The organism is Ruegeria sp. ABV3_008 (assembly GCF_056161185.1).
Genome location: NZ_JBSWYP010000003.1, coordinates 164,383 through 185,709, shown reverse-complemented (window position 1 = coordinate 185,709; position 21,327 = coordinate 164,383). Strand labels below are relative to the sequence as shown.

Here is a 21,327-nt window from a genome sequence, read left to right as displayed (position 1 = left end):
CCCTTTAGAACGGCAAAACGGTATCGAGGATCTGCTGGCCGTAGCGCGGCTGTTGCACATCCGTGATCTGCCCGCGACCACCATAGGACACACGCGCCGAGGCGATCTTGTCATAGGTAATCTCATTCTTGCGCGAGATGTCCTGTGGGCGCACATAACCTGCCACCAGCAGCTCTCGCAGTTCGAAATTTACGCGCAGCTCTTGCGCGCCCGAGATCGAGAGAACTCCGTTCGGCAGCACGTCAATCACCGTTGCGGCCACGCGCAGGGTCAGTTTCTCATTCCGCCGCACCGATCCGCGGCCGGAACTTGAGGCCTCAGATTCGATCCCAACGGCCTCGTCGAACGAGGCCCCTTCGGGCAGTTTGTCCTGTGCCCTTTGCGGTAGTCCAAGCAAGTTCGGCACGGACAAGTTTTCAAATCCTGACCGCGACCTGTTGGTGTTGTTCGAAATCTCAGCCTCTTCATCCAGCTCAATCACGACGGTCAGGATATCGCCTTTCTTGATGGCCCTTTGGTCACCCAGCAGGGACTGCTGTCCGCCGCTCCAGAGCGACGATCGATCCACCGTGCGTTGCGGTTGAGTATGTAAGGGAAGGCCCGGCCACAGCATCGCCACCTGTTCCGGCGAATCCTCGGTCGGGGTGAAGCTGGGCGGTTTGCCCAGGTGATCCAATCGCCCGCAGGCCGAAATCGCAAGTACCGCAAGAAGAAGGGGTTTTGACAATCCAGACATTATTTTACCTCGATTTGACCATCGGACCGTATCCGGCCCGTCACTGTTGTCCGCGAGGACAGGTTCATTACTCGAATTCGGTCCCCCACCGCGCCCCGGCCCAGCGCGCGGCCTTCGGTGGTGATCGACAGCGGCTGGCTGCTGAACACCAAAACGACCAGATCATTGCGATCCACAAGCGCGGGCGGACCGACATCTGCCGCGCGAATGGGACGACCGGGATAGAGCGCAACGCGGGCCTCCTGCCCGATCAGTGCATTCAGATCGGTTACAGCGCCTGGCAGGTCGCGGGGCTTTGTCTCAAGATCCGCAGGTGAGATGATCTCTTTCGCGCGGATCGTTCGGGTCGGCACCACAATCTCGGCAAGGGCCGCGACCGGTGCCATCAGAGTCAGGCCAAGCAGCAACACACGCATCAGCGCACCTGCGTCGTTGCGCTCATCATCTGATCGACGGCGGTGATGACCTTGGCGTTCATTTCATAGCCCCGCTGGGCCTCGATCAGTTCGGTCACCTCGCGCACAGCATCGACCGAGCTGTCCTCAAGATACCCCTGCCGCAATGTGCCCAGCCCATCCTCACCAGGGACGCCCTGCACCGGTGCGCCAGAGGCCTCGGTCTCTTTGAACAGGTTGCTGCCAATGGCTTCCAGCCCCTTGGCGTTCGAGAAGCTGGTCAAGGTGAACTCGCCCAGCCGTTGGCCTTCGGGGGCATCGTCGAAATAAGCGTAGACCTCGCCTGACGCGTTGATCGAAATGGAACGAGCGTCATCTGGGATTGTGATCTCGGGTGATACGGCGAACCCGTCCGATGTGACGATCAGCCCTTCGGCCGAGCGTTTCAGGCTGCCATCGCGCGTAAAAGCGGCCTGACCGCTGGGCAGCGTCACCTCAAGATAGCCCCGCCCTTCGATGGCCACGTCGAGATCATTGCCCGTCGCCGACACGGCCCCTTGTGCCAGCTGCACAGTCACTGCGGACGGGCGCACGCCCAGACCCAGTTGAATACCCGTTGGCAGCACCGTTCCGTCTGAGGCATTGACCGCCCCGGCTCGTGCCATCTGTTGGTAGTGCAAATCCGCGAACTCGGCTCGGCGCGCGTTGTATCCGGTGGTGTTCATGTTCGCGAGGTTGTTCGAGATCGTCTCGACCCGCATCTGCTGCGCGGTCATACCTGTCGCTGCGATTTTCAATGCCCGCATGGGATGTCTCCTTTCTTAGCGCATCAGCGCCTTGAGCGCGCCGCGTACCCGTTCATGTTCGGTTTCGAGAAAGCTCTGACCCAATTCGTAAGCGCGCTGGATTTCGATCAGCCGGGTCACCTGAGCGATGGCGTTAACATTCGAACCTTCGAGAAAACGGTGTAGGACAACGGGCTCATCAACGGGGTCAATATTGCCGGTCGTACTGAACCGCGTATTGCCCTCACGCACCAAGTCCTTGAGGTCTTCGACGCGGTAGACCCCGATCTGACCCAGCAACTGCCCTTCGACGCTGAGCGTGCCGTCGCTGCCCACATCAATCGAGGCCGCATCCGGCGGGATGAAAACCGGCGAGCCATTGCTGTCCAACACCCGCGCGCCATCCGGGGCGACCAAATCGCCCTCGGCATTGGGAGAGAAGCTGCCCGCACGGGTCAGGCGGTTGCCTTCGGGTGTTTCCACCATGAAGAAGCCGTCCCCCTCGATGGCAAAGTCGAACTGCCCTCCGGTTTCGGTCAGGACCCCTTGCTGCTGAGAGGTATTGCGCGCCTCGGCCCGGCTCATGGACAGGGACGGATTACCCGGCATGTCGCGGACAAATTCCGAGAACACCAGCCCCTGCGCGCGGTAGCCGGTGGTGTTGGCATTGGCGATATTGTTCGCCACCAGCCGCATTTCATTCATCAGCCCGGATTGGCGGGACAGGGTGACATAGGCGGTATCCATCAGCGACCTCCTGCGATCAGCGGAACCAGGGTTCCCGTGAAAAACGTGACAAGTGTCTGGGTCATGAATCCCATCGAAATCCAAAACACGACGACGATGGCGATCAGCTTGGGTACGAAGGTCAGCGTCATCTCCTGCACCGAGGTGAGGGCCTGAAACAGACCTACGATCAGGCCCGAGATCAGCGCCACCGTCAGGATCGGGACCGAGGTGATCACCGCGACCCAAAGCGACTGACGGACGATATCGTAGAAAAGACCTTCGCTCAGCATGGCTCAGACCGGCATTCTCAGGATTTCCTGATAGGCCTCGACCACCTTGTTTCGGACGATCACGGCGGTTTCGACGGCCAGTTCCGTCTGGGCCAGAGCCTGCACCAGCGCATGCGGGTCGGCCTGCCCGGTCATCGCGGCCTGCGACATCTGCTCGCTTTGCTTGAGGGTTGTGGCAAAGTCCTCAAACGTTGAACGCAGGCCTTGTGCCATGCCTTCATGGTCGGGATTGGCCTGCGTTGCAGGGCGGGCGACAGTATAGTTCTGTGCGGCGGTCAGGGATCGGATATCCATTCTGGTTCTCCTTTATTTTCTAAGCAATTCCATAAGTGACGACGACATCTGCCGCGTCTGATCGAACATCTTCAGATTGGCCTCATAGCTTCGCTGGGCCTCACGCGCGTCTGCGATCTCGATCATCAGATCGACATTCGAGCCGAGGTAGTGCCCGCTTTCATCGGCAAGCGGATGACTCGGGTCGTGAATGCGAGACAGGTCGCGGCGATCCAGCTGCACGCGGCCCGCCTGAACCATCGCTTTTCCATCCTGCTGGACGGTCTCAAAAGGGACGGTTTTACGCCGGTATCCGGGCGTATCCGCGTTCGAGATATTCTCGGACACGTGCCGCAAGCGGGCCGCTTGCGCGCGCAAAGCACTGGCCGAGGCAGACAGGGAATGGGAAAAATCGCTCATATCAAACGCTCCTTACCCACGGCCCAGACTGGTGCGCAGAATGCCAATGGACGAGCGATAGATCGTCAGAGCGCGGTCGTGCTGGCGCTTGACCTCGATCGCTTTGAGCATCTCGCCTTCCAATGACACGCCATTGCCATTGGGATCGCCATGCGGCTCAGCCTCATACTCGGCCCAGCTTTGCCCGGTTAGGTTGCTGCCGTTCAGATGACCCTGCCGGGTGGCGGTCATTTCGGTCTTGGCCGAGGTGTTTTCGAATGCGGTTTTAAAGGCCTCGATATCGCGGGGCTGGTAGCCCGGCGTATCAGCGTTGGCCATGTTGCGTGCAATGACTGCCTGCCGTTGTCCGGCATGGGTTGCCATTGTGTACGCTGTCTTAAAGACGTTCAGGTCATAGAACATCGGGGCTTCTCCCTCGATCAATTTCAATCAAGGCTTAACCCCGATTCCTTTAGAAACCGTTTTCAGAACCCAGTTGGAGAACCCATAATGTCCGATCTCGATCCGATGCTTCTGAAATACGAATTCGACAGGCTGTCCGCAGTGCGCCATGTGGGCCTTGTGTCCGGCGTGGCGCATGGGGTGATCGAGGTCAGCGGCCTGACCGAACACGCGCGAATCAGTGACCTGCTGACGCTCCACCGCCGCGCGGGTCCCGATCTTGAGGGCGAAGTTCTGCATGTGGGGGCCGAGCATATCCACATGATTCCCGGCTCCGCGCCCGATGGCGTCAGCCTTGGCAACCGGGTGAGCCTGAAGGCCTCACCCGAGTTTGCGCCGGGGATGCATTGGTTGGGTCGGGTCATTGACCCGTTTGGCCGGGCGCTGGACGGGAAACCGCTGCTGCCGGGGGCGCAGGCGCGGGACATTGTGCAACCTCCTCCGCCCGCTGTTGAGCGCAAACCGCTGGGTGAGCGGATGGCAACGGGTCTGTCTGTACTAAACACCATCCTGCCGATCGTGCAGGGCCAGCGCGTGGGTCTATTCGCTGGCTCGGGTGTGGGTAAATCGACGCTGCTGGCGACTCTGGCCCGGTCGATGCAGGCGGATGCGGTTGTGGTGGCTCTGGTCGGGGAACGCGGCCGCGAAGTGAATGAATTCGTGACCCATGCGCTGGGGCCTGAGGCGATGAAACGCGCTATCGTGGTGGCGGCGACCTCGGATCAGTCCGCTCTGGCCCGACGCCGCTGCGCGTGGTCGGCGATGTCGGTGGCCGAGTATCTGCGCGATCAGGGCCTCAACGTGTTGTTCCTGGCCGATTCGGTCACGCGTTTTGCCGAGGCGCATCGTGAAATCGCCGTGGCGATGGGGGAATCCCCGTCGCTGCGCGGGTTCCCTCCGTCGGTGACCCCTTTGATCGCCAATCTGTGTGAGCGCGCGGGTCCGGGCACACAGGCTCAAGGCGACATCACTGCCGTTTTCAGCGTTCTGGTCGCTGGATCCGATATGGACGAACCCGTTGCGGATATCCTGCGTGGCGTTCTGGACGGCCATATCATCCTGAGCCGCGACATCGCCGAACGCGGGCGATTCCCCGCGATTGACCTCAGCCGGTCGGTGTCGCGCAGCCTGCCTGCCGCCGCGACCGAGACCCAGAACCAGATGATCTCGGAAACCCGCAAACTGGTGGGCAGCTACGAGCAGTCCGAGGTGATGATCCGGGCCGGTCTCTATGCCGAAGGTTCGGACCCGCTGTTGGATCAGGCCGTGCGTGTTCATGATGAGCTGGACAGCTTCTTTGGCAAAACCGATCCAGAGGGCATTGAGAACAGCTTCAACCGGTTGTCCCTGATCCTGCGCAGGGCGTCGGCGGGCTTGCCGCGATGAGGCAAAATCCGAAGCATTTTAAGTGTTAAGCCGCCCTTAAGACCTGCACTGCTACGCCTGTAACTGGGTGAAAAAAGGTGGTGGAGATGGGTGCGCAGACTAATGCGGCGCCAATCATCATCAAGAAGAAGCGTGTATCAGGTGGCGATGGCCATCACGGTGGCGCGTGGAAGGTTGCATATGCGGACTTCGTCACGGCCATGATGGCCTTCTTCATGTTGATGTGGCTGCTGAACGCAACGACCGAAAAACAACGCAAAGGGCTGGCGGATTATTTCTCGCCAACGATTCCGGTGAACCCGGTCTCGGGTGGGGGCGATGGAGCCTTTGGCGGCAACAACATGTTTTCCGAGAAAACGATGGTGATGGATGGATCGGGCGCAAGCGCTCGTTTCCCGACCGAGGCTCAAAAGGCGCGCGGCTCCACCGGGGTGGATGCCGATGGCGCAGGCAAAGGAACGACCGAGGATTTCTCGACACTCGAGGCGCAGCTTTTGGGGCGCACGGGCGAGAGTAAGGTGTCGGACAAGGTGCTAAAGCACATCGTTACGCGGGTCACCGACGAAGGGTTGGTGGTCGAACTGTTCGACACCGAGGATCAGCCTCTATTCGAATCGGGAACAAACAAGCCGACCACGATTATGCGCGCGCTTGCCTTGTTGGTGGCCCGATCATCGGATCTGGTGCGCAATGACGTCGCCGTCGAAGGGCATGTCAGCGCGTCTCCAGTGGTTCTGACCGACAACCCGGCCTGGGATTTGTCAACCGCGCGGGCGCAGGTTGTCCGGCAGCTTCTTGAGGATAAAGGCTTTTCAGAACAACGGCTTGACCGGGTGACCGGGCACGCGGACCGAGAGTTATCGAACAGCAATCCCATGGCCGTTCGCAACAACCGGATCGAGGTGATCTTTCTGCGAAATCGCTAAAGGATAGGTGGCATTTTACCTGTTAGCGCGCTGTTAAGGCCCAGCGCGTTACCTGTTGCATCAACGATTGACGCAACAGAAGGGCGTGCCAATGACCATTTCCTCTTCGCTGAATGCCGGTGTGGCGGCGTTGAAGGCCAATGCCAACAGGCTGGCTACGATTTCAGACAACATCGCCAACTCCTCGACCTACGGCTACAAGCGGGTGGAGACGGATTTTCACTCCATGGTCACATCCGGCCAGGGGGGCAGCTATTCCGCCGGTGGTGTGCGCACCACAAGCCAGCGACTGATTGATCAACGTGGCTCTCTGGTCACCACAAACAACTCGACCGATTTGGCGGTGCGCGGGCGTGGCATGCTGCCGGTGCGGCCAAGCTCGCAGATTGCGGGTGGCTCGAATGAGATGCTGCTGACCACCACCGGGTCATTTCGCACCAACGATCAGGGCTATCTGGTCACCGAATCGGGTCTGGTGCTTCTGGGATGGCGCGCGAACCCAGATGGCTCGATCCCTGCTGTGCCTCGGGATACGCCAGCCGCGCTCGAGCCCATACAGCTGAGTGTGAACCAGCTGTCAGGCGCCCCAACAACACAGATGAACCTGCGCATGAACCTGCCCGCGACCGCAACAGATGCGGGCGCGCCAGGAGATTCGCAGCCACTGTCTGTTGAGTATTTCGACAACCTGGGCAAATCCGAAAGCGTCGATATCGAGCTGGTGCCAACCGTTCCGGCAACAGGCTCCAGCAACGAATGGACCATGATCATGCGCGATTCAGCGTCGGGCGGGGCGGTGATCGGCGAATACACCCTGACCTTCACCGACAGCCGGACCGCAGGCGGTTCGCTTGCCACGGTCACTCCGGTAACAGGTGGCGCGTATGATCCGGCAACCGGCAGCGTGGTTGTGAACGTCGCAGGCGGCCCGATGGAGATCAATATCGGCCAGATCGGCGATGCGGACGGGATCACGCAACTGTCGGACACCTTCGCCCCCGTCTCGATCACGCGCGACGGGTCAGCGGTGGGAACGATGACCAGCGTTCAGGTCGATGAAAACGGATATGTCTACGCCTTCTACGACACCGGTGTCAGCCGCCGCATGTTCCAGATCCCTCTGGCAGATGTCCCAAACCCCAACGGCCTGACCGCGCTGGATAGCCAGACCTACGCACCGTCGCGTGAGAGCGGCACGTTCTTCCTGTGGAATGCGGGCGAGGGCCCAACAGGTGACCTCGTATCCTTTGCGCGAGAGGAATCCACCACGGATGTCGCGACCGAGCTGACCTCGATGATCAAGACACAGCGCGCCTATTCCTCAAGCGCCAAGGTGATCCAGACCGTCGATGAGATGCTGCAGGAAACTACCAATATCAAACGCTGACTTTGACCCTCGGAAAGGACCCGTCGGATGAACCTGTCGACAGCTTTGAACAACGCCATGACCGGCCTGACCGCCACCAGCCGGGGTGCGTCGGTCGTTTCCGGAAACATTGCCAACGCCCTGACGCCCGGCTACGCGAAACGCTCATTGGAGCTGACCACCAGCCTGATTTCAGGCAATGGCGTGCGCACCGCAGGCATCATTCGGCATCAGGACCCGGTTCTGACGGCCAATCGCCGCGCCACCGACGCCGATCTGTCGCACCAATCCGCTGTGGCCGACTTTCACACTCAGCTTGAAAGGGTCGTGGGCACGTCCGAGGACGCGGCATCTCTCTCCAATCGTCTGGCCGAGTTCGAAAGCAGTCTGATCACCGCCGCCAGCCTGCCTGACTCGGTCGAGCGTTTGGATCAAGTGGCCCGCAGTGGCAGCGACCTGGCCGCCAGTCTGAACCGGGCATCCGAAGGATTGCGGCAGCTGCGCTCGGACGCAGACCGGACGATCGGCTCGCATATCGCCAGCCTGAACCAGACCCTCAGGGATATCGAGGATCTGAACGCAAGAATTCCCGCGATCCGGAACTCAGGCGGTGACATCAATGCCTTTCTGGATCAGCGGCAGGTTCTGATCGACCAGGTCAATGAGCTGATTCCGGTCAATGTCGTCCCGCGCGACAATGACCGTGTTTCTCTCTACTCCGATGGCGGGCTGATCCTGCTTGAAGGCAAAGCGGCTGAGTTTTCCTTCACCACCACAGGCGACACTCAGCCCCATATGACTGTTGGCAACGGCTTGCTGTCGGGGCTGGAGATGAACGGAAACCCGGTCCGGACCAGCGGTGATACCGCTCAGATCCGCGGCGGGGCCCTGGCGGCCCAATTTGAAATCCGCGACCAGCTTGCGCCCGAGGTTCAAACCCAACTCGACACGGTTGCGCGTGATCTTGTCGAGCGGTTTGAAACACCCGGGTTGGATCCAACGGCATTGGCCACCGATCCGGGTTTGTTCACGGACGGCGGAAACCGTCTGGATTTGACGATGCTGACCGGGATTGCCTCTCGCATCAGCCTCAACACGGTCGTCGACCCGGATTCCGGTGGCGACAGCTGGAGGCTGCGTGCAGGTCTCGGCGCTGCTGCCCCGAACGACCCCGGAGATTCGACCCAGCTGCAGGCCTTCAGCGCCGTTCTGGTTGAATCCCGCCCGGTCGCCGGGGCGATCTTTGGCACCGGCAAAATGCGCGCCTCAGAGATCGCCGAGGCTATGATGTCGCGCGTTGGCGCAGATGCCCATGTCGCCGAACAACGCAAAACATTCGCCACCGGTGCCCAGAAGCAGATGCAGCAGCTAGAGGCGGAGCAGGGCGTTGATACCGATCAGGAACTGCAACAGTTGATGCAGATCGAACAGGCCTACGCGGCCAATGCGCGTCTCATCTCGGTCGTGGATGAGCTGATGGACGCTCTATTGAGGCTATAAACATGACGCTTACATCCATAGGCGATCTGGCCCGAGGTCTGACCTTGCAGACCCGGTCCACCCAGATCAAGCAACAGATTGAAACCCTGTCGTATGAAATGTCGACCGGCAAGGTGCAGGACGTCTCAGGCCATCTGGGCGGGGACTATTCGCATCTGTTCGATTTGGACCGCAGCCTAACGCGTTTGGATGCGTTTGGCATCGCCACGTCCGAGGCCAAGCTGTTCTCGGACGCCATGCAGCAGAGCCTTGGCGTGTTCAGTGACTCGACTGGCGAAATGACGGCAACGTTGCTGGCCTTTGGCACGGCAAACCACGCCGTGACGCATGAACAGGCCTCGGTCCAGGCCCGGAATGAGCTGGACACGATGATGTCCGCGCTGAACACCCGGATTGGCGGTCGCAGCCTGTTTTCGGGCACCGCGACGGATGTCTCGCCGCTGCCCTCGGCCGAGACCTTGCTGACCGCGCTTGAAGCTGAGTTGACAGGCCTTGTGACCGTGACCGACATTCGCAACGCAGCCGAGGCCTGGTTCAACGACCCCGCAGGTTTTGACGCGGTGATCTACCAGGGGTCAAACGCCGCACTCCCGTCGATGCAGATTGCCGAGAATGAACGCATTACTCTCGATATCACGGCGACGCACCCTGCGCTGAAGGCGGCGCTCAGGGATGTTGCTGTGGCCGCACTGGTTGCCGACGATGCCTTGGCGGTGCCAAACGATCAGCGCACCGGGTTGTTCAAGCAATTGGGTGTTGCTCTGGCAAATGCGCAGGATGACACGGTCATTTTAAGGGCCGAGGTCGGTGCAGCCGAAGCGCGTGTCGAAAAGGCGACAACCCGCAACGCCGCCGCGCGCACCAGTCTGGAATACACTCGCAACGCCCTGATCGAGGCCGATCCTTATGAAACGGCCACCAAGCTTCAGGCCGTGCAGTTCCAATTGGAAAGCCTCTATTCCGTCACCGTTCGCAATGCGAACCTATCACTGGTGAACTTCCTGAGATGAGGGTTCTTGTTTTTCTTTTGGCTCTGATGCCCTGCCTTGCTTTCGCCGGCGCAATCCGTCTGAAAGATCTGGTTGATTTCGACGGGGTGCGCGGCAACGACCTGGTCGGCTACGGCCTTGTCGTAGGCCTGAATGGAACCGGCGACGGGTTGCGGAATTCCCCCTTCACCGAAGAGATCATGTCCAACATCCTCGAACGGCTGGGCGTGAATGTGAATGGCGAGGATTTTCGCCCCAAGAACGTGGCCGCCGTCCTTGTGACGGCCAGCCTCCCCCCGTTTTCGCGGGTCGGAGGGCAAATCGACGTCACTGTCTCGGCCATCGGGGATTCGAGCAGCCTTTTGGGCGGCACGTTGATCATGACCCCTCTGAACGCAGCGGACGGGCAGATCTATGCCGTCGCCCAAGGCACAGTGTTGGCAGGTGGCGCATCGGCTGAGGGTGAGGCCGCGACTGTCGTCCGGGGCGTGCCGACCTCGGGCGTGATCCCATCCGGCGCGCGGGTCGAGCGCGAGATCGACTTTGACTTGTCTACCCTGACCCAAATGCGGTTGGCCCTGCGTGAGCCCGATTTCACAACAGCGGGTCGGATCGAAACGGCCATCAACCGTGAATTCAACCGCGCCGTGGCCATAATGCGCGACTCCGGAACCGTTGAGCTGAACATCGCGGCCACTCAGTCCGTGTCAACAGCGCACGCTATCGGTCGGATCGAAAACATCCTGGTTGAGCCTGAAACCAAGGCCCGCGTTGTGGTCGATCAGCGCTCGGGTACGATTGTCATGGGGCAAGAGGTTCGGATCTCTCGGGTCGCGGTGTCGCAAGGCAACCTGACCCTGACGGTAGAGGAGGCTCCGATCGCGGTTCAACCCAACCCGTTTGCTGACGGAGAGACCGTCGTGGTGCCCAGAACCTTCGCAGGCATCGAAGAGGAAGAAGGCACCGGCCTGGCCGAGATCCCCGAAGCCACCACCCTGTCAGAGGTCGTGGCCGGGCTGAACGCCCTGGGGGTTTCGCCGCGCGACATGATCGACATTTTGAAAACGATCAAAGCCGCGGGCGCCCTGCATGCCGAATTCATCGTACGATAGAGGCCCCCTTCACGGGTCGGGCCCCTATTTTGATTTCCAACTATCCAGCCAACGGCGGAAACGACCGCGCCGTTCATCGATAGCGTCGCCTGCGGCATAGATCCCATCTTCCATCGACTCGAGCATTGGGTCGATCCGAGCCTGACGGAACCGGCGCCAGCGTACCCAAAGCGCCCAGACAATGGCAGCAAAGACCGTCAGGAAGACAATGTTGAACCACGGGATGATCCGCACGTCGGGCCCGTCGACCGGTTTGATAAAGACGGCGTTAGGGAAGATAGACATGAACTCATTGCGCCAGCCATAATGGGTTACAACAACCCAGTCGGGGTTGTTCTTGTCCGAGATCGCGTCATTGGCCTCGGTGTACAGGTTGGCGGTGTCGAACTTGAAATAGAACGGCCAGCCCCAGCCGGTATCCTCGTTCCGATAGACGATGGGCTTCCCGTTAGCACGGACGGCCTGGATAAACTGCACGTCGCGGTTCGACAGGCTGGCAGATTGGTCTTCGGGCTCGGACCAGAAAATACGGGTCCAGTCGTTCAGATCTTGCCGTTCTTCATAGGTGTTCACGATGCGCACAACATCATGCTGCGGCAGCGAGTATTGCAGGATCACAGCGACACTGCCCCAGAAGATGATAATGAATGCCCATTTCACATAGGCCATGCTGTAACCCTCACATATAATTCACGATGTAGATCAATGCGCCGATTGCCACCCAAGGGACAATATAAACCGCCAGGATCAGTTTGCGCCGGAACGAATTGTCGTAGACGTGCAGCCCGCGTTCCACAAAGGCCTCTTTGTTTCCCTGTTTGCCCTTTTCGTCCCACCACGTCTCAAGCTTGCGACGGCGGACGCCGCGCGAATAGAACGACAGCGCGAAATAGGCAATTGTCTGCAGAACCAGCAGGACCAGAAACAGGCGCATCGCTCCGAACATATCAACTCCTCCCGACTGCGCCCCAGGGGCCGACCCGCGCGATAATTGTATCGCTGACACGATCTTCTCCACTCATATCCGGTTCATGACCGAACAGAGCCGCACGGGCGCCGGATTTATCCACTTGATACTCGCGGGCCAGAAACTCGGCAACATAGGCCTTCTTGGCCTCGGGCCATGTGGCATAGGTTTTGTAGAATAGCTCTTTGTGGCAGATAAACATCTGGCGAGGATCCAGCGGAGCCAGTTCGGACAGCAACATATTCACCAAATCGCGGTACGGCGTATCCGCGGCGCGCAACGTGTAGAAATACGCCGGATGGTCCGAGGTGATCCGCGGCCAAGGTCCGCCATCCGTCGCCCAGCGCAACAATTGGGCGAGGCCGTGATATGCTTCGGGCAGGCGATCCGAATGGTTTCGCGCCAAACGCCTCATATCGCGGCGATCCAGCCCCATCAGATCAACATCAGCATCTGCGGCGGCGGCAACGGTAAGAAAATCCATCTTTTGCTGAAGGATCGCCGCCGCATCCACGCCGCGCGCCTTCACGATGGGTTGGACCAGATCGTTATAGTCGAGGAATTTGGCAATCTGATTCCTCTGGGACGGGTCAAACGTGTACTTGATTTTCAGGTCGTCCGGCTTTTCGCCCATACAGATCGCCGCAGGGTGATCCATGTCCGGGAACAGGTACAGCCCGCCGAAATGCGCCGTCCAGAAGTTGCGCTGCTCAAACGCAGTGTGGCGCAGGCGGACCGGGTTGCGGGTGACGTCTCCGGTTTCTTTCACCGTTTCGATCATCCGGGCGATCAGCACATCATCGAACCAGGCATCCTCCTCGGTTTTGAACTTTTCGACCATGCCCGCCAGCTGCTCGGCCTTGCGCAGGGTGCCGCCTGCGGTATCGGCCTCAATCTCGATCTTGCGCAGGTTCAGCAGATCATTGGGCGTGGTGAGTTTGAAGACCGAGTTCACCAGTTCACCGGCCACCGCATCGGTGGCGGTCAGGGCAAACAGCTGCGCCTCGTTCATCTCGATAAACTCGCGCAGAATATCGCGCGAGGTCGAGAATTTGACGTTCAGCAAAGGCGCGCGTTTCTGCTCGGTTGTCAGCAGGATGAACTGCCGGTTGACCCCGTTGGGGTTGAGGTAGAGCGGGTCGTCCAGTTCAATCCCCACCTCCGGCGAATAGCCCGAGATATCGACATGGAAATCCGAAAGCTGAGTGGTCTTGCCCGCAAGATGCTCCAGCGCGCGGTTATAACGCTCGACCAGAGCCGGGCTGGAGATGTGGACGAGGTTGCCGAACATCAGGCCTTTTTTGATGAGGCGGATCATGCGTCGATCCGAACAAATACTGGAATCACCGCGTCACTATCCGCTGCGATGAACTCAGGTTCTACGAAGTAACTTGTCTCTTTCGCCACTATTCCTACTTTGCTCAGTACGAAACCAATCAATTCCGATTGTAGTTCCATGATCAGAAAAACGACTTGTGAAGACCACTCTATCCAACTTTTCGCAAGCTCGTCTGGATCTTCGAATTTCTTGTCCGCTTCAGAAAATCGTCGCGGTCGCTCCACGAACATCAACCGTTCTCCCAAAACGCTGTACGAGTTGCAGTCCAGAGAATTTAGGTAGACTGACGCATCCGCGTTTTCAGGCAGACTTTTGATATTCTTTTTGGCCAAATCGAAATCATAGTGAAAACTCACATCGTTTCTAATATTTAGATTCTTCGCTCGGCCATCGGAGCTTTTTAACTCATTAATATTTCGCCATTTTTTCTGAACTAGCGCAAAAATCTCAGAATCGGTCGATTTAGCTTTCTTACTCACTTGTCTGAGGAACTCATGAGCCTCAAAAGCCTTAGAAGTTAAAGTTCTAAGAACCACATTGTATTGCAGATCAGCTGCAAATTTAACTGGGCCAATGTCGTCTACCTGCTGCTCAGTGAGCCTCAGAAATCGCGCGAAAACGTTTAGTTCATTGCAAATGAAGGATAGCATACCAAGTACGGCCATCTCTTCCTTGGTCATCCAACTAAGATTAGACTTCGTTAGTTTGAACTCATTAAAGCGGATTGGACTATCGCTCACCCCTTCCCCTCCAGATGTAGCCGATTGGCCTCTTCTATCCGACGCATTTCACGGACGTTCTCAATAGCGACCTTGTCGCTCTTGTTGGCGGACCGGAATTCACTATCCAGTTGGGTTTTCGTCTGTAGCGTCACTTGTTTCACCCCACCCTCTTGAAACGCCAAACAACCACAACCGCCAACACCAACAAAGGCAATGCAAACGCTCGCCCTGTGATCTGCAAGTTGAACCCGAGGTAAGACACTACGCTGCCCTCAAACAGGATCAGCGACTCTTCCCATGAGGTGCCCTCGAAGCCGCTGCCCGCGTTGACACCGAACTGGGTCAGGAACAGCACCGCCACAGCGCCCAGAAATCCGATCACGCCCCAGCGCAGAGGTAGGATCAGACCCAATACGAGCGCAAAGCCAGAAATCGCGTAGACGAGCACTATCCCTTCCCCTCCAAGTACCGCCGCTTGGCCTCTTCCATACGGCCCATCTCACGAACCGCGTTTTCGATGGCGACCTCGTCGCTCTTGTCGGCATAGCGGAACTCGCTGTCGGCGTAGCGGTTGATTTCCTGCATCACCATCTCGACCGTGATCGGCTGGCGCAGCTCCTCGATCATCGCTTTCTTGGTGTCGTAGTCGCGGAACAGGAACAGGTCGGGGTTCTCCATCCACTCGTCGGGCAGTTCGAAATCCATCGCGCGGACCTTGACCGCGTCGGTGATGTTCTTGATCGCACGGCCGGTGAAGCGCTCATCCGCCTGTTGGATCGCCTTGAGGTAGGTGCCCAGCTTCGCAATCGTGTCCATCTGGCCGATATCGCCGGAGACCCGGTCAAAGACCTGCAGCAGGGCGTCCTCATGCGGGCGGGCGTGGCTTTCGAAACTGGCGGCAACGGCCTTTTTGATCTCCTGCGCGGCATAGGCATCGTGTTCACCCAGCGGGATGTCATGGTTGCGGCCCATCAGCAGGTGCAGGATGTCGATGTAATCCTCGCGTGTCCGCGGCCCGTCCACCAGGAACCGCGCACCGGCCCGCTGACGCAGGGCGTCGTCCACATTCTCGGGGTAGTTCGAGAACATGCCAAAGGTGCAGTTGCCGCGGACAACGGTGTTGGCGCCGGCAAAGCTTTCCATCAGCACGGCGGTGATTTCCAGCTGCCCGGCTGAAGACTGCCGGTCGCCGCGTTTGCCTGCCAGTTGGTCGATATCGTCGATGGTGCCGAACCCGATGACCGAGGGGTCGATGATCGTGTTGACAAACGCCTTGGCGTTCTGGCCGGATTTACCCTGATAGCTGTCGATATTGTCGGTGCTGAGGTTCTGATAGCGGAACGGATAGCCCGCGTTCTGGCAATAATCGTTGATCAGCCCGGCCATCATCTGGATCAGAGTTGTCTTGCCCGTACCCGGCTTGCCGTCGCCCATGAAGGTAAAGATGAACCCGCCGAGTTCCGCGAACGGGTTCAGGCGACGGTCGAAGTCATAGGCCATCAGCATCTTGGCCAGCTTCATCGCCTGATACTTGGCGATATGGTTGCCGACCACTTCGTTTGGTTTCTTGAAGGTCATGGTCAGGGTGGTGGATTTGGCCTTGGAGGCCGGCTCAAACCCCCGGATCGTCAGATCGTCGGCCTCGATATGCCAGGCCGCGTTTTGGAACGGGGACAGATGGCCAGCGGATTGCGCGCGCAGGGCGACCTTGTCCATCAGCTGCTCGGCATAGGCGCTGATGGCGGCGATCAGATGCGCGTCGTCGGGGGCGTGTTTGGCCAGCACCTGATCCAGCTCCCACAAGGATCCGTGCAGGGCAAGCTGGCCATTGTCGGTCAGAACCTCTTCGATCTCACCGAGGTCAAGGGTGGTTTCGCTCAGATGGGACGACATCAGATAAGCCAGCGCATTGCCGAATGTGTGTGATGTGATCAGCGCCTCAGCCGTCAGCAACTCCGAGAACTCCGTCTTGCGCGCGGCCGGCAGGTCCCCGGCCAGATTGGCGCGTTTCAGATCGGCCAGAGGGGTCTGCTCCGCATATGCCTCGGCCACGGCCAGAGCGATGGCAATTGCGCGTCGAATGGCCTGCTGCGCGGTAGCCTGAGGGGGCGAGACCAGCGTATCACCATCATCCGACGCCTCGATCTGCTCAACCAGATGCACCCCATCCGTCCGCGCAGCGCGTCGTGTCACCAATCCCGGCGTAGTCGATCGAAACCTCCGCCCCGTCGACACGCCCGAGGACCGCTCTACCGCCACATCAACCGGTTTCGCAATCCGCGGCGCGTGTTCGAACCCGTTCAACAAGGCCGTCGCCGCCGGGTAATGCTTGCGAATATCGTCTTCCCGCAATTCCATCTGATCTGACGTCAAAGACATGTGCTCAACCCTACATCTTCCTCTCGTTCAAAATACGGTCGCCGAAGGCGAAATTAATAGCGCAACACCTGCCCCGTCTTGCTGACCACGAATTTGCGCACATCGGCAAAGCCCGGCGGGTTGCGTTCGGCCAGAACCTGAAACGGCCGCTGAGGCAGAATGATCGAGCGCTGCGTCCGCGTCGCTCCGGTCTCGGCCCCTTGTCCGCCAAACGGGTCCAGGGCAAAAACCTCACGCTCGACGGTCGAGAACCATCCGGCGCGTTCCTCGATCACCTCTTCGCTTTCCAACTCTTCCGTGGTCCATGCCAGCGCCCAGTCCTGCCCCTGAGGCGCTTGCGCGTCCTCCAGCACTTGCCGCAAGGGGCCGGACTGCTCTGTAAAGGCCGAGGAATACATCGGACCCACATGAATGCGGCGCAGGTGTTTGGGATGCAGGTCGTCGAAATCCTGATCAAAGCCCTTGGCGATAGTCACCAGTTTCAACCCGCCTAAGGATTGCGCCATCAGATGCGCCTGCACCTCGGGCCAGCGGCGTTGATCCTTGGGCAGCGCCGTCTTGCCGCTATCCTCCAACTGCATCAGGTAGATGACCGGAAGATTGATCTGGCTGTCATAGACCGCCCAATGGATCATGAACTTCCGCCGTTCACCCTCATTCCCGATCCAGTGGCATTCGGGATCGTTGCGCGCCCAGAACAACTGACCTTTCAGCAATTCCTCGTAATAGAGCCTTTGAGACAGCGCGAATTGCAGCTTGGTCGGGATTTCCTGGTCGCCGATGATCGTTCGCACCATGTCGGTTTTCAGATCATCTTCCGAGGGCATATTCGCCAGATGCACCTGAGCCTGCTGCGCGTCATTGGCCATGGTCAGCAACTCGGCCGCCACCGGAAAGCCGCTGTCGCGCTTGTCCATGGCGAGGCTGCCGAAGAACCGCCCCGTATCGCTCCCGACCAGCAGGTATTTCATGCTGAGCGCACGGAAGGTGTAGAGCAACCCCGAGAGGTAGCGCGACACGATCCGCACCTCTTGCTTGCTGATCGCGCCCTCAGCCTCCATCGTCGCGGCCACGCGCAGGAGGTGGACGGTGATCACCTCGAATTTGCGGAAATAGCGGCGCGAGGCGAAGGTGTCGGTCAGGCCGACATGGTCTTGGGTTGGGTTATTCATTTAGATTACCGACCAATAGAAGGAATACCTCGAATGCCAACCAAAGCGCGCCCCAGACTGCAAATACGGCTGAAACTCCAAAGGATCCAAGCGCGAAGACCAATGGTACGAAGAACATCATCAACCTCAGATCGGGACCAAGGTATGCTGGAATCAATTGGGTCAGGTACCCGAATAGGATGAGAAGCGCCCCAAAGAGCGCAACGCCCACTGCTGAACTTAGCATCTTTAGCGGCGAACGGATTGAGTCCTCACCCCCCATACAAATTCTTGTCATGCTTCTCGACAATCGAGGCAAAACGACGGGCAAAGCGTTCATCCGCCTTGGCCTTTTTCTCCAGCACGTCGCGGGCAAAGACCATGTGGTCCTCATGCGCCTCAAGCATGTCGGCCATTTTCTGGTTGGTCGCGGTGCCGATGGCGGCCATGGCCGTCTGCGCCTCTTGGTCAGTCTGAACGCCGATCTCGTTGATGCGGTGGGCGACGTCCTGTTGCTGCGCGGTTTTCAGCGATTTGGTCAGGGCGTCATACAGCACCACGCGCTGTTGCGTGTCTGTCTGCAGCTTGTTGATCAGCACCATCTGCGTCGCCGCCTGATTTTGCAGTGAATCGACCCAGGTCTTGCCCTTTTCAATGTACCGCTCCAGCGTCTGTGACTTGGCCAACTTCACCTGCTCTTCCTGAACTTTGGCGTTGTATTGCTTGTTCAGCTCGGCCAACTCGGTTTCCAACTGGGTACGCGCGGCGGCGTCCTGTTCGACGCTGATCTTGTTCTCCAAGGTGATGATCGTCGGGTCCATGCCCTGAATTTCGGCCCGCAGCGCCTCAAGTTCTGCAACAGTCGCCTCACGGTCATCCAGCGTGACGGTCAGGTTGTCCTCGACCTTCACGCGCTGTTCTTCCAGTACGGACAGTTGCCCCTCCAGCAGTTTGACGATCACGTCGGATTTGGCGATCAGGTCCTGCAGCTTGTCGTCAATGTTGGCCGTGCGCATCCGCTCCTGCCGCATCGACTCGGATTTACCTTTCGAGAAGATTCCAACAAACGACTCCCACCCGGTTTTCGAGCGCATCTCATCGAAATCCTTGGAAAACGCACTGGTGACATCGTCCAGCCCCATGATCAACTCAGCGATATTGGCGTTCATCACCTCGGTATGGGCATGCACATCCTCAAGCGTGGCGTTTTCGATGTCGATATCCGCCTCAGCCGTACCGATCTTGGCGCGTGCAGCCTCGATCCGTGAAGTCAGGCCTTCGATCTGCGATTGCGACTCACGCACCTTGGACTGAGTCTCTTTGATCAATGCCTCAAATTGCTGGTTCGACATCTATGCTATCCCTTTTTCTTTATATTTCTATATAGATAGGTAATGTAACGCTCATTTACATCTCCTATCGCTCGGAAATTTCAAAAACTGTCGCAAACTCCCAAGAGAAATGAAAGCCATATGGCACCGGCGGGGGGCCAAAGTCGCTTCGCAGTGGAAAAGAGGCACAACTGGGTTCATCGCCGCGCAACAATGGACATAGACAAAGCGCATGACACCTGCTTGGGTGCGCGCAACGCAAATATTGCCGGAGGCTGACCCATGCTGGACGCAACGACCGATCTGAAATCCCTGCTCAAGAATCCCGACCTTCTGGTGACCAAAGCCTATATTGGCGGCCAATGGGTGGATGGTGACAACGGCACGTTCGCAGTGACCAACCCCGCACGCGGGGACGTGATTGCCGAAGTTGCCGATGTCAGCCGCGCGCAGGTCGCAGGCGCCATCGCACAGGCCGAAGCCGCGCAAAAGGAATGGGCCAAGCTGACCGGTAAGGAACGCGCCGCCATCCTGCGCCGCTGGTTCGACCTGATGATGGAAAACGCCGAGGATCTCGGCAAGATCCTGACCGCCGAGCAAGGCAAGCCGCTGGCCGAGGCTGTTGGCGAAATCGGCTATGGGGCCTCTTTCATCGAGTTCTTCGGGGAAGAAGCCAAGCGGGTCTATGGCGAGACCATCCCCGGCCATCAGCGCGACAAGCGGATCATGGTGATGAAACAGCCGATCGGCGTGGCGGCTTCGATCACGCCTTGGAACTTCCCCAACGCGATGATCACCCGCAAGGCTGGCCCGGCACTGGCTGCGGGCTGCGCCTTTGTCGCGCGCCCGGCGACAGAGACCCCTCTGTCAGCCCTGGTTCTGGCGCTGCTGGCAGAGCAGGCGGGCGTGCCCGCGGGTGTTTTCAACGTCGTGCCGTCGACTCAGGCCAGCGAGACCGGCAAGGAGTTCTGCGAGAACCCGGGCGTGCGCAAGTTGACCTTTACTGGCTCGACCGAGGTGGGACGCATCCTGCTGCGTCAGGCGGCCGATCAGGTCATGAAATGCTCGATGGAGCTGGGCGGCAACGCGCCCTTTATCGTGTTCGACGATGCCGATCTGGATGCAGCGGTCGAAGGCGCGATGCTGTGCAAGTTCCGCAATAACGGTCAGACCTGTGTCTGCGCCAATCGCATTTACGTGCAGGCCGGCGTCTACGATGCCTTTGCCGCCAAGCTGAAAGCTGCGGTTGAGGCGCTCAACGTCGGCGACGGACTGAGCGCTGGCACAACCACCGGCCCCTTGATCAACGACGACGCAGTGGCCAAGGTCGAAGAGCATATCAAGGACGTCACCGACAAAGGTGGCGCGGTTCTGACCGGCGGCCTGCCTCATGATCTGGGCGGCACCTTCTTCCAACCCACGATCGTGACCGGCGTGACTCAGGACATGATGGTCGCTCAGGACGAAACCTTTGGCCCACTTGCGCCCTTGTTCAAGTTCGAGGACGAAGATGACGTTATCGCCATGGCCAACGACACGATCTTCGGCCTGGCCTCGTATTTCTATGCCAAGGACCTGAGCCGCGTTTACAAGGTGGCTGAGGCACTGGAGTACGGCATCGTCGGCGTGAACACCGGCATCATCTCGACCGAGTTGGGCCCGTTCGGCGGCGTCAAGCAATCCGGCCTTGGCCGCGAAGGCAGCCACCACGGTATGGAAGACTATATGGAAATGAAATACGTCTGCTTGTCGGTCTGAACTGGAAGACTGCCCCTCTCGTCGCGTTGAGGGGGGCAACCAATACATCAGGGTTTCCCCTCCTGGTATCTTTTTTCCCTAAAACGGATCAAAGATGCTCGGATGTAGACGGGCCGACAGCCAGTCGCGCGTCTCAACTCGTGCGTCAGATGTTATGCCCTTCGGCCATGATGAATACTTGGAAACAAGTGGTGCCGCTGAAGGGACTCGAACCCCCGACCCCATCATTACGAATGACGTGCTCTACCAGCTGAGCTACAGCGGCACCGTTGGTCCTCCGAAGCTGAATTCGGAAGGATGCGAAGGCTTCTTTAATTCGTCAGGTCTGCGCC

24 protein-coding genes and 1 tRNA gene are annotated in these 21,327 nt (G+C 59.0%); 7 read left to right on the top strand and 18 right to left on the bottom strand.

Annotated features, from left to right (window positions below; translation table 11 throughout):
* Positions 1–4: 4 nt before the first annotated feature.
* Genes flgH through ACXAH8_RS07455 form a run of 8 tightly spaced genes read right to left on the bottom strand, consistent with a single transcriptional unit; the run spans position 5 to position 4,030 of the window.
* Positions 5–736: a flagellar basal body L-ring protein FlgH gene (flgH, locus tag ACXAH8_RS07490; protein WP_475217276.1), complete on the bottom strand. Its 732-nt coding sequence runs from the start codon at positions 734–736 to the stop codon at positions 5–7.
* A complete protein-coding gene (gene flgA / locus ACXAH8_RS07485) occupies positions 736–1,152 on the bottom strand; it encodes a flagellar basal body P-ring formation chaperone FlgA (protein WP_475217274.1) in 417 nt (138 codons plus the stop codon). The genes flgH and flgA overlap by 1 nt, the downstream gene beginning before the upstream one ends.
* Positions 1,152–1,937 (bottom strand): flagellar basal-body rod protein FlgG, encoded by a 786-nt coding sequence (gene flgG, locus ACXAH8_RS07480; protein ID WP_475217273.1) that lies wholly within the window; start codon positions 1,935–1,937, stop codon positions 1,152–1,154. The genes flgA and flgG overlap by 1 nt, the downstream gene beginning before the upstream one ends.
* A 15-nt stretch (positions 1,938–1,952) precedes the next feature.
* Complete coding sequence (locus tag ACXAH8_RS07475; protein ID WP_475217271.1) at positions 1,953–2,663, bottom strand: flagellar hook-basal body complex protein; 711 nt, start codon at positions 2,661–2,663, stop codon at positions 1,953–1,955.
* Positions 2,663–2,935, bottom strand: a complete 273-nt coding sequence (locus tag ACXAH8_RS07470) for a flagellar biosynthetic protein FliQ (protein ID WP_425084158.1) — start codon at positions 2,933–2,935, stop codon at positions 2,663–2,665. The genes ACXAH8_RS07475 and ACXAH8_RS07470 overlap by 1 nt, the downstream gene beginning before the upstream one ends.
* 3 nt (positions 2,936–2,938) lie before the next feature.
* Positions 2,939–3,229, bottom strand: coding sequence for a flagellar hook-basal body complex protein FliE (fliE, locus tag ACXAH8_RS07465; protein WP_475217270.1), 291 nt, complete (start codon positions 3,227–3,229; stop codon positions 2,939–2,941).
* A gap of 12 nt (positions 3,230–3,241) precedes the next feature.
* Positions 3,242–3,628, bottom strand: a complete 387-nt coding sequence (flgC, locus tag ACXAH8_RS07460) for a flagellar basal body rod protein FlgC (protein ID WP_170479807.1) — start codon at positions 3,626–3,628, stop codon at positions 3,242–3,244.
* A 12-nt stretch (positions 3,629–3,640) separates the two neighbouring features.
* The gene (locus tag ACXAH8_RS07455) at positions 3,641–4,030 is read right to left on the bottom strand and encodes a FlgB family protein (RefSeq protein ID WP_475217269.1); all 390 of its coding nucleotides are present in this window, start codon (positions 4,028–4,030) and stop codon (positions 3,641–3,643) included.
* Between the two features lie 87 nt (positions 4,031–4,117).
* Here ACXAH8_RS07455 and ACXAH8_RS07450 point away from each other — a divergent pair, with 87 nt between their 5' ends.
* The 6 genes from ACXAH8_RS07450 (at position 4,118) to ACXAH8_RS07425 (ending at position 11,348) form a co-directional block, all read left to right on the top strand.
* Positions 4,118–5,455, top strand: coding sequence for a FliI/YscN family ATPase (locus tag ACXAH8_RS07450; protein WP_475217267.1), 1,338 nt, complete (start codon positions 4,118–4,120; stop codon positions 5,453–5,455).
* 86 nt (positions 5,456–5,541) lie between these two features.
* On the top strand, positions 5,542–6,381 hold the full coding sequence (locus ACXAH8_RS07445; protein ID WP_475217265.1) for a flagellar motor protein MotB: 840 nt from the start codon (positions 5,542–5,544) through the stop codon (positions 6,379–6,381).
* 91 nt (positions 6,382–6,472) lie between these two features.
* The gene (locus ACXAH8_RS07440; protein ID WP_475217263.1) at positions 6,473–7,768 is read left to right on the top strand and encodes a flagellar hook protein FlgE; all 1,296 of its coding nucleotides are present in this window, start codon (positions 6,473–6,475) and stop codon (positions 7,766–7,768) included.
* Positions 7,769–7,795: 27 nt separating this feature from the next.
* Complete coding sequence (flgK, locus tag ACXAH8_RS07435; protein ID WP_475217262.1) at positions 7,796–9,247, top strand: flagellar hook-associated protein FlgK; 1,452 nt, start codon at positions 7,796–7,798, stop codon at positions 9,245–9,247.
* Positions 9,248–9,249: 2 nt separating this feature from the next.
* Positions 9,250–10,257, top strand: coding sequence for a flagellin (locus tag ACXAH8_RS07430; protein ID WP_475217261.1), 1,008 nt, complete (start codon positions 9,250–9,252; stop codon positions 10,255–10,257).
* Positions 10,254–11,348: a flagellar basal body P-ring protein FlgI gene (locus ACXAH8_RS07425; protein WP_475217260.1), complete on the top strand. Its 1,095-nt coding sequence runs from the start codon at positions 10,254–10,256 to the stop codon at positions 11,346–11,348. Before ACXAH8_RS07430 ends, ACXAH8_RS07425 begins: the two co-directional genes overlap by 4 nt.
* A gap of 24 nt (positions 11,349–11,372) precedes the next feature.
* On the opposite strand, the gene ACXAH8_RS07420 is transcribed toward ACXAH8_RS07425, so the two are convergent.
* The 9 genes from ACXAH8_RS07420 to ACXAH8_RS07380 all read right to left on the bottom strand — a co-directional run bounded on the left by ACXAH8_RS07420 (position 11,373) and on the right by ACXAH8_RS07380 (position 19,258).
* Positions 11,373–12,017: a DUF1523 family protein gene (locus ACXAH8_RS07420; RefSeq protein WP_170689426.1), complete on the bottom strand. Its 645-nt coding sequence runs from the start codon at positions 12,015–12,017 to the stop codon at positions 11,373–11,375.
* Between the two features lie 10 nt (positions 12,018–12,027).
* The gene (locus ACXAH8_RS07415; RefSeq protein WP_170720793.1) at positions 12,028–12,294 is read right to left on the bottom strand and encodes a hypothetical protein; all 267 of its coding nucleotides are present in this window, start codon (positions 12,292–12,294) and stop codon (positions 12,028–12,030) included.
* Position 12,295: 1 nt separating this feature from the next.
* Entirely contained in the window at positions 12,296–13,633 is a 1,338-nt protein-coding gene (locus ACXAH8_RS07410; protein ID WP_475217258.1) for a DUF6638 family protein, read from the bottom strand.
* Entirely contained in the window at positions 13,630–14,394 is a 765-nt protein-coding gene (locus tag ACXAH8_RS07405; protein WP_475217256.1) for a hypothetical protein, read from the bottom strand. The genes ACXAH8_RS07410 and ACXAH8_RS07405 overlap by 4 nt, the downstream gene beginning before the upstream one ends.
* Positions 14,391–14,537 (bottom strand): hypothetical protein, encoded by a 147-nt coding sequence (locus tag ACXAH8_RS07400; RefSeq protein WP_475217255.1) that lies wholly within the window; start codon positions 14,535–14,537, stop codon positions 14,391–14,393. The genes ACXAH8_RS07405 and ACXAH8_RS07400 overlap by 4 nt, the downstream gene beginning before the upstream one ends.
* Positions 14,534–14,824 (bottom strand): hypothetical protein, encoded by a 291-nt coding sequence (locus tag ACXAH8_RS07395; RefSeq protein ID WP_475217254.1) that lies wholly within the window; start codon positions 14,822–14,824, stop codon positions 14,534–14,536. The genes ACXAH8_RS07400 and ACXAH8_RS07395 overlap by 4 nt, the downstream gene beginning before the upstream one ends.
* Positions 14,824–16,755 (bottom strand): AAA family ATPase, encoded by a 1,932-nt coding sequence (locus ACXAH8_RS07390; RefSeq protein ID WP_475217253.1) that lies wholly within the window; start codon positions 16,753–16,755, stop codon positions 14,824–14,826. The genes ACXAH8_RS07395 and ACXAH8_RS07390 overlap by 1 nt, the downstream gene beginning before the upstream one ends.
* Before the next feature lie 53 nt (positions 16,756–16,808).
* A complete protein-coding gene (locus ACXAH8_RS07385) occupies positions 16,809–17,927 on the bottom strand; it encodes a hypothetical protein (RefSeq protein WP_475217252.1) in 1,119 nt (372 codons plus the stop codon).
* A gap of 251 nt (positions 17,928–18,178) precedes the next feature.
* A complete protein-coding gene (locus ACXAH8_RS07380; protein ID WP_170470903.1) occupies positions 18,179–19,258 on the bottom strand; it encodes a coiled-coil domain-containing protein in 1,080 nt (359 codons plus the stop codon).
* Between the two features lie 261 nt (positions 19,259–19,519).
* Between ACXAH8_RS07380 and ACXAH8_RS07375 the strand changes: the two genes are divergently transcribed.
* The gene (locus tag ACXAH8_RS07375) at positions 19,520–20,995 is read left to right on the top strand and encodes an NAD-dependent succinate-semialdehyde dehydrogenase (RefSeq protein WP_475217250.1); all 1,476 of its coding nucleotides are present in this window, start codon (positions 19,520–19,522) and stop codon (positions 20,993–20,995) included.
* A gap of 189 nt (positions 20,996–21,184) precedes the next feature.
* Here the strand turns inward: ACXAH8_RS07375 and ACXAH8_RS07370 are convergent.
* Positions 21,185–21,260: transfer RNA gene (locus tag ACXAH8_RS07370), tRNA-Thr, on the bottom strand.
* Positions 21,261–21,327 lie beyond the last annotated feature (67 nt).